The organism is Vagococcus entomophilus (genome assembly GCF_003987595.1).
Taxonomy (GTDB): domain Bacteria; phylum Bacillota; class Bacilli; order Lactobacillales; family Vagococcaceae; genus Vagococcus_E; species Vagococcus_E entomophilus.
This window is the reverse complement of sequence record NZ_NGJZ01000004.1, coordinates 33,611-48,659: the sequence shown is the minus strand read 5'-3', so window position 1 is coordinate 48,659 and position 15,049 is coordinate 33,611. Positions and strand designations below refer to the sequence as shown.

General features: G+C 37.0%; 14 protein-coding genes. 12 read left to right on the top strand and 2 right to left on the bottom strand.

The features are described 5' to 3' along the window. The 4 genes from CBF30_RS12000 to CBF30_RS10570 are packed head-to-tail and all read left to right on the top strand — an operon-like array spanning nt 1 to nt 4,656. Complete coding sequence (locus CBF30_RS12000) at nt 1–354, top strand: hypothetical protein (RefSeq protein ID WP_245975069.1); 354 nt, start codon at nt 1–3, stop codon at nt 352–354. After that, complete coding sequence (locus CBF30_RS10580; RefSeq protein ID WP_245975079.1) at nt 324–1,229, top strand: PTS transporter subunit EIIC; 906 nt, start codon at nt 324–326, stop codon at nt 1,227–1,229. Before CBF30_RS12000 ends, CBF30_RS10580 begins: the two co-directional genes overlap by 31 nt. 16 nt (nt 1,230–1,245) lie before the next feature. Next, complete coding sequence (locus CBF30_RS10575) at nt 1,246–2,697, top strand: glycoside hydrolase family 1 protein (RefSeq protein WP_126826505.1); 1,452 nt, start codon at nt 1,246–1,248, stop codon at nt 2,695–2,697. Between the two features lie 15 nt (nt 2,698–2,712). Beyond that, complete coding sequence (locus CBF30_RS10570; RefSeq protein WP_126826502.1) at nt 2,713–4,656, top strand: BglG family transcription antiterminator; 1,944 nt, start codon at nt 2,713–2,715, stop codon at nt 4,654–4,656. 165 nt (nt 4,657–4,821) lie between these two features. Here CBF30_RS10570 and CBF30_RS10565 read toward each other — a convergent pair whose 3' ends face one another. After that, nucleotides 4,822–5,109: a YciI family protein gene (locus CBF30_RS10565; RefSeq protein WP_126826499.1), complete on the bottom strand. Its 288-nt coding sequence runs from the start codon at nt 5,107–5,109 to the stop codon at nt 4,822–4,824. Nucleotides 5,110–5,211: 102 nt separating this feature from the next. Between CBF30_RS10565 and CBF30_RS10560 the strand changes: the two genes are divergently transcribed. The 7 genes from CBF30_RS10560 to CBF30_RS10530 all read left to right on the top strand — a co-directional run bounded on the left by CBF30_RS10560 (nt 5,212) and on the right by CBF30_RS10530 (nt 13,130). Beyond that, on the top strand, nt 5,212–5,802 hold the full coding sequence (locus tag CBF30_RS10560; RefSeq protein WP_126826496.1) for a TetR/AcrR family transcriptional regulator: 591 nt from the start codon (nt 5,212–5,214) through the stop codon (nt 5,800–5,802). A 91-nt stretch (nt 5,803–5,893) separates the two neighbouring features. Continuing rightward, nucleotides 5,894–6,595 (top strand): YcjF family protein, encoded by a 702-nt coding sequence (locus tag CBF30_RS10555; protein ID WP_211340505.1) that lies wholly within the window; start codon nt 5,894–5,896, stop codon nt 6,593–6,595. A gap of 251 nt (nt 6,596–6,846) precedes the next feature. Further along, nucleotides 6,847–7,665, top strand: coding sequence for a PRD domain-containing protein (locus CBF30_RS10550; RefSeq protein WP_126826493.1), 819 nt, complete (start codon nt 6,847–6,849; stop codon nt 7,663–7,665). Between the two features lie 109 nt (nt 7,666–7,774). Continuing rightward, nucleotides 7,775–9,712: a beta-glucoside-specific PTS transporter subunit IIABC gene (locus tag CBF30_RS10545; RefSeq protein ID WP_126826489.1), complete on the top strand. Its 1,938-nt coding sequence runs from the start codon at nt 7,775–7,777 to the stop codon at nt 9,710–9,712. Nucleotides 9,713–9,724: 12 nt separating this feature from the next. Continuing rightward, nucleotides 9,725–11,212, top strand: a complete 1,488-nt coding sequence (locus CBF30_RS10540) for a sulfatase family protein (RefSeq protein WP_126826486.1) — start codon at nt 9,725–9,727, stop codon at nt 11,210–11,212. 32 nt (nt 11,213–11,244) lie between these two features. After that, nucleotides 11,245–12,357, top strand: a complete 1,113-nt coding sequence (locus CBF30_RS10535; RefSeq protein WP_126826482.1) for a radical SAM/SPASM domain-containing protein — start codon at nt 11,245–11,247, stop codon at nt 12,355–12,357. Beyond that, nucleotides 12,354–13,130, top strand: a complete 777-nt coding sequence (locus CBF30_RS10530) for a sulfite exporter TauE/SafE family protein (protein WP_126826479.1) — start codon at nt 12,354–12,356, stop codon at nt 13,128–13,130. The genes CBF30_RS10535 and CBF30_RS10530 overlap by 4 nt, the downstream gene beginning before the upstream one ends. A gap of 347 nt (nt 13,131–13,477) precedes the next feature. Here the strand turns inward: CBF30_RS10530 and CBF30_RS10525 are convergent, their stop codons facing one another. After that, on the bottom strand, nt 13,478–14,026 hold the full coding sequence (locus CBF30_RS10525) for a hypothetical protein (RefSeq protein ID WP_126826476.1): 549 nt from the start codon (nt 14,024–14,026) through the stop codon (nt 13,478–13,480). A gap of 627 nt (nt 14,027–14,653) precedes the next feature. Here CBF30_RS10525 and CBF30_RS10520 point away from each other — a divergent pair. Next, nucleotides 14,654–14,944 carry a hypothetical protein gene (locus CBF30_RS10520; RefSeq protein WP_126826473.1) on the top strand — a complete coding sequence of 97 codons (291 nt, stop codon included), beginning with the start codon at nt 14,654–14,656 and terminating at the stop codon, nt 14,942–14,944. Nucleotides 14,945–15,049 lie beyond the last annotated feature (105 nt).

Below are 15,049 nucleotides of genomic sequence, written 5' to 3'. Positions count from 1 at the left end.
ATGGAGAAGTTTCTGTTATGGATGACCGATAATTTTTCGCCGAAAATTAATAAAATTGCTAAAAAAGGTTGGGTTGTTGCGATTCAAGAATCAATTTTAACGGCTATGCCACTAGTCTTTATCGGTTCATTTGCTACTATTTTTTCGATTGTTCATGATTATTGGCAGCTGTTTCCAGATCTTTCAGTGATTAGTACGTTTTCATTTGGTTTATTCTCAATTTTTCTTGCTTTTTTGATTCCGCAAGCTGTGATGAAACAAAAAAACATAGCGATGTGGAAAAGCAAGCGGGATTGGCTGGTGTGGCCTTCTTTTTGTTGGTTGTGTTTCCAAGTATTAGCAACCAGGGAGTAATCTCCTTTGATTTAAATATGTTTGGTACAGGCGGGATGATTGTCGCACTGTTTGTCGGAGTGTTTGTTGGAAGTATCATGCATCTATTTTCAAGGTGGAAATTGATTGGAGAAGACTCTGCTATCCCAGATTTTGTTGCAGTTTGGTTTAATACATTAATTCCGATTACATTGATTTTACTAATTGGTTGGTTGTTTACTTTTCAGTTGAAGCTCAATCTATCAGAGGCGATTAATCAGTTATTCCATCCATTGATTGCTTTAGGTAGTGGATTTTGGGGATTTGTGATTATTAACTTTTTAGCATTTTCATTTTTATACACATTTGGTATCTCCAGTTGGGTCCTTTATCCCGTCCAAATCGCCATCACGCTTCCAGCAATTTCGCAAAATCAAAGTGCAGTAGCAGCGGGAAAAGCTGCTACGTTTATTTTTACGAGTGAAGCAGCTAATTTATTTTTAATTGGTGGTGGGGGAACAACATTGTCCTTATGTTTGATGCTAGCTTTTCTATCCAAATCCGCTAGATTGCGGATGATTGGGAAAGCATCGCTTGTTCCATCGCTTTTTAATATTAACGAGCCGATTGTGTTTGGAGCGCCGATTACGTTTAATCCTGTTTTGATGATTCCAATGTGGATTAATGGTCTGTTAGGACCGTTGCTGGTTTGGTTTGCTCTAAGTGTAGGTTTAGTGCCAACTCCGTACCAACCCTTTCAACTATGGTATGTTCCAACAATTATCCAAAGTTGGATTATGACACGTTCTTTGTCAGGAGTTTTATTAGTACTAGTCATCTTTACGGTTTCATGGCTCGTCTACTACCCTTTTTTCAAGATTTACGATAAGCAAGTATTGGCACAAGACCAAGAATGAATGGAGGAGCAGTAAAATGAGAAAAAATCAATATGCTCATTTCCCTAAGGATTTTTTATGGGGAGGAGCAATCGCAGCAAGTCAAGCAGATGGTGCTTATACGTTAGACGGAAAACAGCCCAATTCTTCGGATTTACAGCCGTATTTAAAGGGGTATTCTAATGAAGAAATTCAACAGTTAGAAAAGCAAGGAATGACACTTGCACGAGTCAAAGCTAATAAGATGGATACGGTCCATTTTTATCCAAAACGTTATGGAATTGATTTTTATCATACGTATGAACGGGATTTAAAGTTGCTGGCAGAGATGGGATTGAAATCTTTTAGGACCTCTATTGATTGGTCGCGCGTTTTTCCAAATGGTGATGAGGATCGACCAAATGAAGCTGCATTGGTTCATTATGAAAAAATGATTGATCAAATCCGTGCGCTCGGGATGGAACCAATTATTACGATGCTTCATTACGAAACCCCTGTGAATATTACGTTGAAATATGGGGGATGGGCTAATAAGCAAGTGATCTCTATGTTTGAACGCTATGGCAAAACTTTACTTGATCGTTTTTCGAGCAAAGTAAAATATTGGATTGTGATCAATCAAATCAATATGATTCAAATCGAACCATGGTTGTCTCTGGGGATCTGTCAGGACCAATATGAAAATATTGAACAAGCGCAGTATCAAGCAGTTCATCATCAGTTAGTCGCGTGTGCGAAGATTAAAGCCTATGCCAAGACGCTCTCGACAGATAACCAAATCGGAACAATGGTAGCAGATGGGACTGCATATCCCAATTCTTGCCAACCAGATGATATGGTATTAGCGCTACAACATAATCGAATGCAATACTTTTTTACAGATGTACAGTTTAGAGGTGCCTATCCGACTTATGCTTGGAATTATTTTAAAGAAAACCACATCTGTTTGGAAGTCACAGAACAAGATCTTGATCTTTTACAAAAACATCCAATGGATTATTTAGCTATTTCTTATTACTTTTCTCAAATGGTTGATGCCACAAAGAATACAAATCGACCAGACTCAATTACCCCGAATCCTTATTTAGATGCTAATCCTTGGGGATGGAAGGTGGATCCACAAGGTTTATATCACGCGCTTTCTCAATATTGGGATCGTTATCAAAAACCGCTTTTGATTGCTGAAAATGGCTACGGAATGTATGATGAACTGTCAAATGGGGAAATCCAAGATGATTACCGCATCGCCTATTTGTCAGACCATATTGAACAAGTTGGACGTGCAATTTATGATGGGGCAAATGTGCTAGGATATTGTGCGTGGGGACCGATCGATATTGTCAGTTGCTCCTCTCAACAAATGTCTAAGCGTTATGGTTTTATCTATGTGGATATAGACGATGAGGGCAAGGGGTCAAAAAAGCGAATCAAAAAAGCGAGCTTTGAGTGGTATAAAGCAGTAATTGTGTCTGATGGGGAAAGGATTTAAAAAGGAGCGTAGGCCATGAGCAACATTGACTCACTGATAAAGTATCTTCGAAAACAAGGCAGTGAAAAGTTTGTATCCGCAAAAGAGCTGGCCAAACTATTAGGAGTAACAGATCGAACGGTTCGTTTATATATCAAGAAGATTAAGGAAGAAAATATCTTCTTGATTGAATCCACACGGACGGGTTATCGTTTACCCAAACGTTTGGGTGATCAAGATACAAGTGATTCAGAGTACGTTTCTGTTGGTCAAAGGCGTTTCCAAATTTTACGCAAGCTCTTGAAGTTTACACGTAAGGGAATTGATTTGTTTGAGTTGTCCGATGTCTTTTATGTCTCGGATGCGACGATTCGTTCCGATCTTGCGTGGCTCAGTAACAGAGCTAAGAAATATGAGTTGAAAATTATACAAAAGGGCGCTTGTTATACGTTAGTAGGTGAAGAGAGAAAAAAGCGAGATTGGATGGTTGATCTGATCAAAGAGCAAAGTAGCCAGGGTGCCTCATTCAAGGACGATATTCAAAAGTTTCTGGGCTATTTAAATTTGAAAAAAGTCATTGAAATTTCTCAACTTGCTTTTGAAAGGAATGCCTTTTATACTAACACTTACTTTTTTCAAAATTTTATTTTGCATTTAGCTTTAGCAATTGATCGTGCCAAAGTGGGGGATAAAGACTCTTTTGAGCGAGAAGGTTGTTTGGCTGCAGTCACAGCATATTGGCAAACAAAAGCAAAAAAAGTGGTGGATTTAATTTGTAATGAATTAAACAGTTTGTTTGGCCTAAACATACAGGTGCAAGATCGTTTGGAACTAATTGTCTTGTGCTATGGCGAAATTAATCAGGATTCAAAGCTGGTTAAGTCTTATATTAATAAAGAGTTGGAACAAACATTGGACCAAGTATTGGCCGAGATTTCTCAAGTATATCTATTAGATTTTTCAGATCAACAATTCCGTCAAAAACTTCTTTATCATGTGCAAAATCTTTATAATCGAGCACAAGACCATCTTATTTCGAGAAATTTTAGTTTATTAGATATTAAAGTTAAATATCCCGTTCTTTTTGATATTGCAGTATACATGTCTGCATTATTGGCTGGCGGGTTGGAGATTGAAATTGACGAGAACGAGATTGCGTTTTTAGCGTTGCATGTAGGAACATTTATTCAACACCAAACAGAAGAAGAAAAGCAGCTCCAAGCAATCATCGTGACACCTGATTATTTGCATATTGGAAGCATAATGGTTGCAAAATTGCGTGATAGCTTTGATACAGAAATTAGGGTGATCCAGCTTTATGAGGATTTCTCCGAAGTATTGGCACTCGAATCAGTTGATTTAGTGCTGACAACATTTGGCATTGAAAGCATCCCAAACGCTTTTTTGGAAGTTCAATCGGTGGTGAGCGTGAAAGAATTCATGACGAGCACGGATATAAAAAAAATCCGATTAAAGACCGAACAGATCTACCAAAAAAGATATCGAATGTTTTTACAGCGGACACTCTTACAATGGATTCCAGAGGAGTTATATCTACAACTAAGTTTGGACTTAAAGCGAGAAGAGCTCATTCAAAAAATCAGCCATGTGTATGTGGACAATGGCTATGTTGAGGCTCATTTTAAGCGTGAGCTAGAAGAAAGAGAAAAGCTTTCGTCTACTGCCTTTCCAAGTAAGGTAGCTATACCCCATGCAATCAGATATGACGCGCTGCAGACAGGGCTACTTGTGTTGAAATCGTCAGGAATACTAGATTGGGACGAAAAAGAAGTGCAATTAGTTGTTGCATTGGCAGCGAAAAAAAGTGACACAAGTGTTTTTAATCGGATTTTTCCAAGAATGATGGAAGTAATGGCGGAGTCTTACCATGTGACGTATCTTAGTCGGAGTGAAAATCGGCTAGATTTTATTGAAAAGTTGGTCGAAATCCTCACAACAGATGGATATTACAGTTTATAAAAAAGGACAGTATTGTACAGATACTGCCCTTTTTATTATGAAATCATATATAAGACTTAAAAAATGAGCGTCTAGTTGTTTTGGAGCATTCTGAATTAAACCTGTTAAGATTTTACTTTAGCTCTGGGTGGACTTGACTGCTTTGTCAAAGATGGGCAGAATCGCTTAGCTTAAAAAATCGTTGTACTTAGCTGCTGCTTTAGTTGGACAGAACTCCGTAATCTGATAGTTCGCAATGCCATGTAGTAAAAACGGATCTTCTTGAATAATTGTTTTTACTTCATCAAGGGAGTCAAACTGGCAGAGGATAACTCCACCTATTCGAGGGTTTTTGCGACCAGAACAGATGAAATTGCCGGATTGGTAGTGTTTTTCTAGATACTGGTTATGCTCGTCAAGATAGCGTTCTACTTCGGTTAATGGTTTTTGATAGGTCAAGTCTAAAAAAAACATTCAAATTCCTTCTTTCAATTTAAATGACTATAGTCGGTGACTGTGGTCATTTAAATGATAATATGTTAAAATAGATTTGTCAATAATCAAGAGGTGAAACAAATGAAACGTAGCGAACAAGCAAAACAGACTAAGCGCACTATTTTTGAAGCAGCAGTTCAATTAATCAAAAAAATTGGTTATTCCAACGTGACAGTTGAGGAAATATGCCAACACGCACACGTTGCAAAAGGAACATTTTATGTGCATTATCGTTCAAAAGAGGATATTGTCAAAGAAAGCTATTATAGTAATCTTGGAGAATATATGGAAAAAGAATATGCCCAATTCTTGGAAAAGAATACTCAAGCTTGTGCGCGAGAAAAAATCAGTTGCTTTTTATTTTTAGAGCTACGGTTTGCCTATGAAGCAGGTCTTGAAATGACGACTTTAGCCTACTCTTTCAATATGAATGAATGTTTAAACAAACGCAATAGTCATTTTTCTAAGCGCTCCTTTGCCAATCAGCTCCAGCGATTGATTGCAGCAAGCTCCAACCAACAAGATGGACTCTCAGAGCAAGTCCTTTTTCAATTATTTGAAAGTTTGATTAGGGGAATTATGGCGACTTGGTGCTTTTCAGAAGGAGACTTTGAGCTTTTAGCCACTGGAAAAGAAATGATTGACAGTGTGGTTTCTCAACATATTCAGTGATTGTATGCTTTTAGATGCCGTCTTTTTTTCAACATCGTGTATAATACTCATTAGGAACCAAAGCAGTGCGATCAAACGGAGGGTGTTTCGAGTGAAAAAAATATTTTCGAAGAATAAAAAAGAAAAAAAGCAAGAAGTAATACATTTTCAAGAGCAAAAAGCACAACGATTTACAGATAACAATGAAATAGAAGAAGAGGAATTTGATCATTTTTTTAGTGAGGTTTTAAAAAAAATGACCAATAAAACTGCACAGGTGATCCAAAATGCTTATGGTAAGACGCGGGGGCAAGCAGAAAAAGTTCTAGCGAAAAGCAAAGGTCGATTTGATCGTGTTTTTGACGAGTTTTTGGTCGACATAGATCGCACGACTAAAAAGAAATGCCATACTATCATTCATGCGGCCGCGTTATCGGCTGCAATTATTGGCTGTTCACCAATTCCTTTTTCAGATGCGTTTTTGCTAGTGCCAGTCCAGCTTGTGATGATGTCGCGTTTGCACAAACTGTTTGGACGATCATGGTCGGAAGGTCTTGGCAAAAGTATTTCTAAAGAGTTAATCATCGTAGGTTTTGGCAGAAGTGCAGTCGGCAATATTATGAAGTTTGTTCCAGTAGTCGGAACAGTAGCTGGTTCTGCAGTCAATGCGACAGTTGCAATTGCGATTACAGAATCTCTAGGATGGGTAACGGTCAAAATGTTACACGATGGGGAAGATATTTTTGAGCAGGTAATGTCGTTTAAAGGTCAAACAACGACGTTGTTCAAAATGTTGCAAAAATCAAAAAAATGAACCATTTTTTCAATCGAGTTGTTTTATAAGAAAAAAACTGTTACGGGCACTTTTTTCATGATGCAAAAGTTTGAGCGTAAGAGATGGATAAAGATTGAGAAAACGCTTGCATTAATAGAGCGGATAGTTTATATTTAAAGTAATCAAATGGGTAGTTACTGATAAAGCAGGCTATACCTTCTTACTCGTGTAGAAGTTCTACAAGTGTATTAAGGTATAGTCATTTTTTTGTTGAAGGAGATGGCGGCATCTTGAAAATCAAAAAAATTCTAAATAATAATGCGGTTTTAGTGGGGCAAAATGGAAAGGACTTTATCTGGATTGGAACGGGGGTAGGGTTTCAAATGAAACCTGGACAACTCGCAGATAAAAGCAAAATTGAAAAAGTCTTTGTTTTGAAAAAATCATCCACGGATCATTTGATTCAACTATTAGAGGATATTCCGGTTGAATATGCCTCTTTAGCGGATGATATTATTCGTTACGGCAAACAAAAAAGTCCTTATCGATTGAGTGATACGATTTATATTTCTTTGACCGACCATTTATTTAACTTAGTGAAATTAAAAAAAGAGGGAATTAGTCTTAGTAATCGCTTGACTTGGGAAATTCAAAAATTTTATCCAGTGGAATTTTCGATTGGTGAGTATGCAGTAAAAGTTTTAGAAAAACGTACAAATTTAAAACTGGATGATGCAGAAATTAGCAATATTGCCATGCATTTTATCAATGCCCAGTTAAATGATGATCGTGCTCAAGTAGAAGATATCTCTAAGCTAACAGCTAAAATCAAAAATATCATCTCAATCATTCGCATGCATAATCTAGTAGATGTGGATCAGAATAGTTTAGCTTTGGAGCGATTTGTGACCCATTTACGTTTTTTCTTTAAACGATTAGAGAATCAGAAAAAGCAAGATGTACCTAATTCATTATTAGAGCATGTGATGGAAAACTATCCACAGGCCTATGAAACGTCACGTTTGATTGAAGCCTATCTACAGACAACGCTTTGTGACGATGAGCGACTTTACTTGACGTTACATGTTCAAAAATTAATAGAAAATTGAAAAGGTGTTACTGGTAAAGCAGGCAAGACTTGATGAAATGACTTTTTTAAAGTGATTTTGTTCGGGCTTGCTTTTTATTTTATAAGATGCAAAAGAAAGGAAGAGGAAGATGCATTATCAAGAATTGATTGAGCAACTATTGGCAAATATTGGAGGGAAGAAAAACATAGTGAGAGTAACTCACTGTATGACGCGCTTAAGGTTCAAGCTAAAAGATGAAACGCAAGCAAAGACAGAAGAAATCAAAAAGCTGACTGGTGTGGTAACCGTTGTGCAAAGTGGCGGGCAGTATCAGGTAGTGATTGGAAGTCATGTTGCAGAAGTGTACAAGGAATTTGTAGCAATTACCGGTATTGAGGCAAACGAGGTTGTGGCAGAAGAAAAGCCAAAGGGGCTTTTCAATATATTTATCGATAATGTGTCTGCGATATTTACACCTGTAATGAGTGTTTTAATGGCATCAGGGATGATTAAAGGTTTGCTGGCTTTGGTGATGGCAATGGGCGTACTGGATAAGGAATCTGGGACCTATTTGATTCTAAATGCAACAGGTGATGGGCTGTTTTACTTTTTCCCACTATTTTTAGGCTATACGGCTTCGAAAAAGTTTGGTGGCAAGCCTTTTATTGGGATGGCGATTGGGGCAGCACTTGTTTATCCCACTATTGTGGCAGCAAATGGGAGTGAGACTGTTTTGTATACTTTATTTAAAGGTTCAATCATTGCTTCCCCCATTCATTTAACTTTTTTAGGGATTCCTATTATATTAATGAATTATACATCAAGTGTAATTCCGATTATTGCAGCATCCTACCTCGCTACAAAATTTGAACTATTTTTTTCGCGTATATTACCTCGTTCGGTGCGAAGCTTCTTTGTTTCTTTTTTGACACTAATGCTTACTGTACCAATTATATTTTTAATAGTAGGACCTATTACTACTTGGTTAGGCTTATTTTTAGGCAAGAGCTTATCGGCGGCTTATTATTTTAGTCCAGTCCTTGCAGGGATTGTAATTGGTGGTTTTTGGCAAATTTTTATTATGTTAGGGCTACACTGGGGGTTTATTCCGATTGCGTTGAATAATTTTGCGACCCTTGGCTATGATATTGTAATGATGTCGGGTGCGACAACGCCAATTGCGATGGCAGGAGTTACGCTAGCCGTTTTTTTTAAAACTAAAAATAGCAAGTTAAAAGAGATTGCCTTTCCTGCGTTTCTTTCTGCCTTTTTTGGAATTACAGAGCCCGCTTTATATGGAGTTACGCTGCCTCGAAAAAAAGTGTTTTATACAACGTCTGTAGCAGTAGGGATTGCAGGCGGAATCATGGGGTTGTTTAAGACACGTGTGTTCATTAACGGTGGGACAGGGATTTTTGCACTCCCACGTTACATCAATCCTGAAGTTGGAATTGATAATAGTTTTATCGGCTTTTCATTGGCCAGTGTTGTTGCCTTTGTCTTGGGTTTTTTGATCACGTATCTGTATTCCTATGATCCGAAAATAGATGAAGAAACATTTAAGGATCCAGCAACAACAAAGAGCGATGAAGCCAATCAAATGATTCCAAATAAAAAAGTAGGGCAAACGGTTCTTTATGAGATGGTTTCGCCAATTAAAGGAAAGGTGATTTCTTTAAAAGAAGTTGAGGATACAGCCTTTTCAACAGAAGTATTGGGTAAGGGGGTTGCGATTTTACCTAGAGAAGGCAGAGTCTACGCGCCTGTCGATGGGATCGTGACGACATTGTTTCCAAGCTATCATGCACTGGGTTTGACCTCAGACATGGGGGTGGAGCTACTTATTCACATTGGTATGGATACAGTCAATTTACGTGGAGAAAACTTTGAGCCTAAAATTAAGCAAGGAGACCGAGTGACAAAGGGGCAGTTGCTGCTTGAGTTTGACATGGAGGCTTTGAATGAAGCGGGCTACTCGTTGATAACCCCGATTGTGATTTCAAATTCAAAGGAGTATTTAGAAGTTCTTGGAACAGACAAAGAATTTGTGGATAGAAATGAAAATTTACTGACGATTATTGTTTAGGAGGAAGAAATGATGAAAAAAAATATTTTATTATTTGTAGCAGATCAAATGAGGCGTGACTCACTTGCACATATGGGCAACCCCGCTTCTATCACACCAAATTTAGATAGTCTGTTAGAAGAAGGCGTATCTTTTGAAAATGCGTACTGTCAAAATCCAGTGTGTGTTCCATCAAGAAATAGTTTTTTAACCGGATTTTATCCTCATGTAAACGGTCATCGCACGATGCATTATTTGCAAAGAGAAGACGAACCTAATATTTTAAAAGAAATGAAGCGAAACGGCTATGAGGTGATTTGGATTGGCAGAAATGATGTCGTTCCGAGTAATCGTGCTAAAACGGATTATTGTGATGAGTATTACGATGGCATTACGGATGAAAATACCCGGGATTGCATCAGTGGCAGTTTTAATCACGCGGCGCATCACAATGAAGATACAAAAAAATTATATGAAAAAATGCTTTCAGGAGACAATTATTATTCTTTTTATATGGGAAAATTACCAGACGGTGAAGGATATGGGAAAGCAGATTGGAATTGTGTAGAAAAGACACTAGAATACATTGATAGAAGAAGGAAAGAAAAAACCGACAAACCGTTCTTTGTTTACTGTACACTTTCTTTTCCTCATCCACCTTATGCCTGTGAAGATCCTTGGTACTCTAGTATTGATCGAAACCTATTACCAAAACGTCGACCAAACATCAAAGATGTTCCTAATAAAGCATCCATGCTCTATGGAATCAATGAAAAGCAAAACCTAAATAATTGGTCAGAAGACCGGTTTGATGAACTCAGAGCCACCTATTTAGCGATGGTTTCGCGTTTTGATTTCCAATTTGGCTTAATCAAAAACAAACTGCTTGAAACAAATCTCTATGATGATACGAGTTTGATTGTCTTTAGTGATCATGGAGATTATACGGGAGATTATACCATTACTGAAAAAGTTCAAAATTGTTTTGAAGAGCCTATTTCCAATGTTCCCTTGCTGATTAAACCAGCAAAAGGAATAAAAGTCGAACCAAGAATCTCACAAGCTCAAGTTGAACTGGTAGATTTACCAGCAACGATCGCTGAGCTGGCTAATAGTAAACTCTCTTATACTCAATTTGGTCAATCAGTACTACATGCAGTTGCGGGCGATGAGGTGCATAAAGATGCTGTTTTTTGTGAAGGGGGTCGGATTCATGGCGAAAAACAAGCCATGGAAGAAGGTCATGGTCCGGATTCTCCGTACTGGCCTAGATTAGCAACACAATGTAGTGAAGGCCCTGAGCACAGCAAAGCAGTGATGTGTAAAATGGGAAAATATAAGTACGTGATGCGCTTATACGAACTGGATGAGTTATATGATTTGGAACAAGATCCACTGGAGATTGACAATTTAGTAGTGAAAGAGGAATATCAAAAGATTATTCAACAAATGAAAGAACGCGTGGGTCAATTTTATATGGAAACGACGGACTTTGTTCCAATGAAACGTGATAAGAGGTAAAATGAAGAGAAAAGGTGGCATCAAGACGTACAATGAAACATATCTCAATATTGGTTAAGCCGGCATCGTCACTGTGCAATATTCGTTGTAAATACTGTTTTTATTCCAATGTAAGCTCACTTAGGGAAGTGCGCTCTTTTGGCAAGATGAAAGAAGACATTGCAGAGAAAATGATTGCCAATATTTTCGTTGATTTGGAAGATGGAGATGAACTTACTATTGCGTTTCAAGGTGGGGAGCCGACGCTTGCAGGGCTAAACTATTTTAAAATGGTAGTTGCGTTGGTTGAAAGCCAAAGTAAAAAAGTTCAAATCCATTATGCGATTCAAACGAATGGCATAATCATCAATCATAAGTGGTGTACATTTTTTAAAAAACATCAATTTTTAGTGGGGTTGTCCATTGATGGACACCCTCTTTATCATGATTTGAATCGAATTGATCCAAAAGGTAGAGGGACATTTCAACGGGTTCTACACACAAAAAAATTATTTGATACTTACGAGATTGAGTATAATATTCTCTGCGTCTTGACCAACCCACTGGCCAAAGAAGCCAAAAAAGTTTTTCGTTTTCTTAAGGAACAACAAATTCGCTACATTCAATTTATTCCCTGTTTGGATGAGTTAAATGCCTTGAAGAGAAATCGTTATGCCTTGACCCCAAAACGTTTTTTTGGTTTTTATCATCAACTCTTCCAATTGTGGTTGGAGGAGTTAAAGCAGGGAAACTATATCAGTATTAAGTTATTTGACGATATATTGAATTTACTTGTTCGCCGCCAAGTGACTGCCTGTGGTATACTAGGAAACTGTCAGATCCAATATGTTATTGAAGCAGATGATAGCGTCTATCCATGTGATTTTTATGTTTTAGATGAATACCGAATGGGTTACATTCAAGAGCAGACATTGAGAGCTTTGTTTAAGCAAGATATTTCGCAACAGTTTCTTTGCGAACGCACGACGCTACCAAAGAAATGTATGCAGTGTTCTTTTCACAAAATCTGTAGAGGTGGTTGCAAGCGGATGAAAGATGCAATGTATCTAGATCAAAGGGACTTTTGTGGTTACCAACACGTATTAAAAGAGTTTGTACCAAAAATCGAAGAGCTGATGGAGATGCTAGAGGGGGTGCAAAAATGATTGGGATTCTTTATTTTATTGTCATTGTACTGGCCAACTCTGTCGGAGCTGTTTCGGGTATGGGTGGCGGCGTCTTGATTAAACCAATTTTTGATCTGATTGGCGCACATTCCGTAGCGACTATCTCCTTTTATTCTGCTACTGCAGTTTTTACCATGTCACTTGTTTCCACAGGCAGACAGTTGAGTAGCGGACGTAAGTTAAATTGGCAAATTGTTAGCTGGGTATCTGTGGGAGCCATTATTGGGGGTGTTTTGGGGAATGAATTATTTGAATGGTTACTGAGGTTGGTTCAAAATGAAAGCAATGTTCAGCTGATTCAGATTAGCTTAACGATTGTGACGCTATTATTTGCTTTTTTTTACACGAAATACGATTGGACCAATTATCGTTTGAATGATGTGAAAAGTTTTTTCTTTTGTGGTTTAGTGTTGGGTTGCTTAGCTAGTTCGTTAGGTATTGGTGGTGGACCGATTAATGTATCCTTGCTCATGTTACTATTTTCATTTCCTATTAAGGAGGCGACGGTGTACTCTATTTGTACAATCTTTTTCTCTCAGTTTTCTAAATTGGTGACCATTGCATTTACTACCGGATTTGGTCGCTATGATTTAAAAATGTTAGGGTATATCATTCCAGCGGCTATTTTGGGAGGAGTTGTTGGGGCAAAGTTGAGTAAGGTTTTATCTACTGAGAAAGTGACGGTTATATTTCAATTGGTCATTTTAGTTGTATTAGCTATTAATTTGTACAATGGTTATAAATGTTTGTAGTAATAAGCTTAGCGTGATCATATGTGGCACATCAATTTATTATGCATCAGAGGAAAATATAGTGAGGTAACATGTTTAAAAGAAAGTGATTCGAATTGTGAGCTATTGAGTGTCAACGAACTTACGATTTTAATGATGATAGATGACAAAACAGTAAACTCTTGTTATGAAAAAGATTAGAACAGTCAAGAGGGTAGGTAACAAAGCTCTGCGGACTTTAGCAACTCAGTTTTAAACTGAACTTATCAAGGGAGTAGGTAGAAAGCACCGTTAGGTAACAATCTTTTTTTCTTATTTTCCTATATTGGTGGATATTTTTATAACATTGTAATTAGACTTTGTTATATTTAATGTATAATTTGTATATTAATAAGTTTGATGATATTTTCAGGAGCACCCATTTCTACCCGTTTAATTTGACCATTATCAATTAAAGATTGAGTATACTGTTTCATATAATTCTTATCTAACCCTTCTGGTAAGTTTGCTTCCCATCTTTGAGGGACGTTATAGACGGTAATTGTTCCATCGTTATTACGAGAATATGTAACCGAAGCATCAATTAAACGAGACCCGCATAATTGAATTGTATTGACAGGATAGACCGCACTTGAAGTATCATTGGGATTAATCAAGGTTCCTGCTGGAATTCTGAGTACGTTTAGTTCATCAATCTGTTGATTTACACCTAAAGATAGCCAAACGCTAGCGTATTCAATTTGTTCATCTGTATAGGGAGATAATAGGCTATTTTCATGTTTTTCAATCGTCAATGACGTCATTTCTGTGCTAGACAATTGTTTTTTTAAACTATCCTTTTCCCTTTGACCGGAGCATCCAACTAACACAGTCATCATTGCAAAGCAGCTCGCGGCTAGTAGAGTTCTTTTTTTCAATTTATTTTCTCCTTACGTTACAAAAATATACTTATGTAGACATTTTAACATAAACAAAACAGCAACTGGAAGTTGAATATTTTTTTGGTTAATTGAGAAATCCTGTGTTTTGAGTAACAGAGATTTTGAAGAAGTGTCTGAGAATTAATGATCTAATTTAGACAAATAGATAGTATTGATGCAGAAACATTCGCAAGGATTTTTAAAAATTAGTTATATGAATGATACAGGAGCTGTATGTCATACTTAATAGACACTTATACTAGAGAGGCGAACAAGTTGCTCGCAATCCTCTAGTATAGGCATTTCATTATGGAAAAAATTTATTATAAAACAGTTAAAATAAGTTAGATAGTCTACTCCCTAAAAGAGGAAATTGATCGTTTAAAGATAATTGACTGTATTCTTACTTCGGTTGTATAAATCTACCATTGTTTGGTTAAATTCTTTCGTATAATGTTTGGACATGAATAAATACTTTACTTTTATCATGGGTTTCCCCTGTACATTCAATTCTTACAAACTATTTTGTATCTAAATTTGCCGAAATGTAAAAAAAATGGAGGATTTTCTTTTCTAAGATGAACTATAGTATATGGTATACAAATAGTTAAAGGGGAGATATCCATGTTTAAAAAAATATTTCAGAAATTAACGAAATTGTCACACCAAAAAAACGGTTACCAACAACAAATACGAGCTGAAATGCTTACAGCTGAAAGGGAATATACCAAAATAATGGTCGATCGGGCGCGTTTTAATAAAATTCCAAATATAACTTGCTCTCAAGCTCAACCACATAGTTTAACGTCTAAAATTGGAAAGGCGAATATTCGAGCCACTAATTTAAACACAAAACTATCTAATCAACAAAATAAAACAAACTTACACAAAACCGTACGTGTCACAGCTTTATAGAAAATAAAGCTTTCACGACACTGACTAAGGTTGATAGTTTGTTGTTGAGGTTACTATTTTTTAAATAGTTTATCAATTCCATAATGGGTACGAACAGCACTTTTA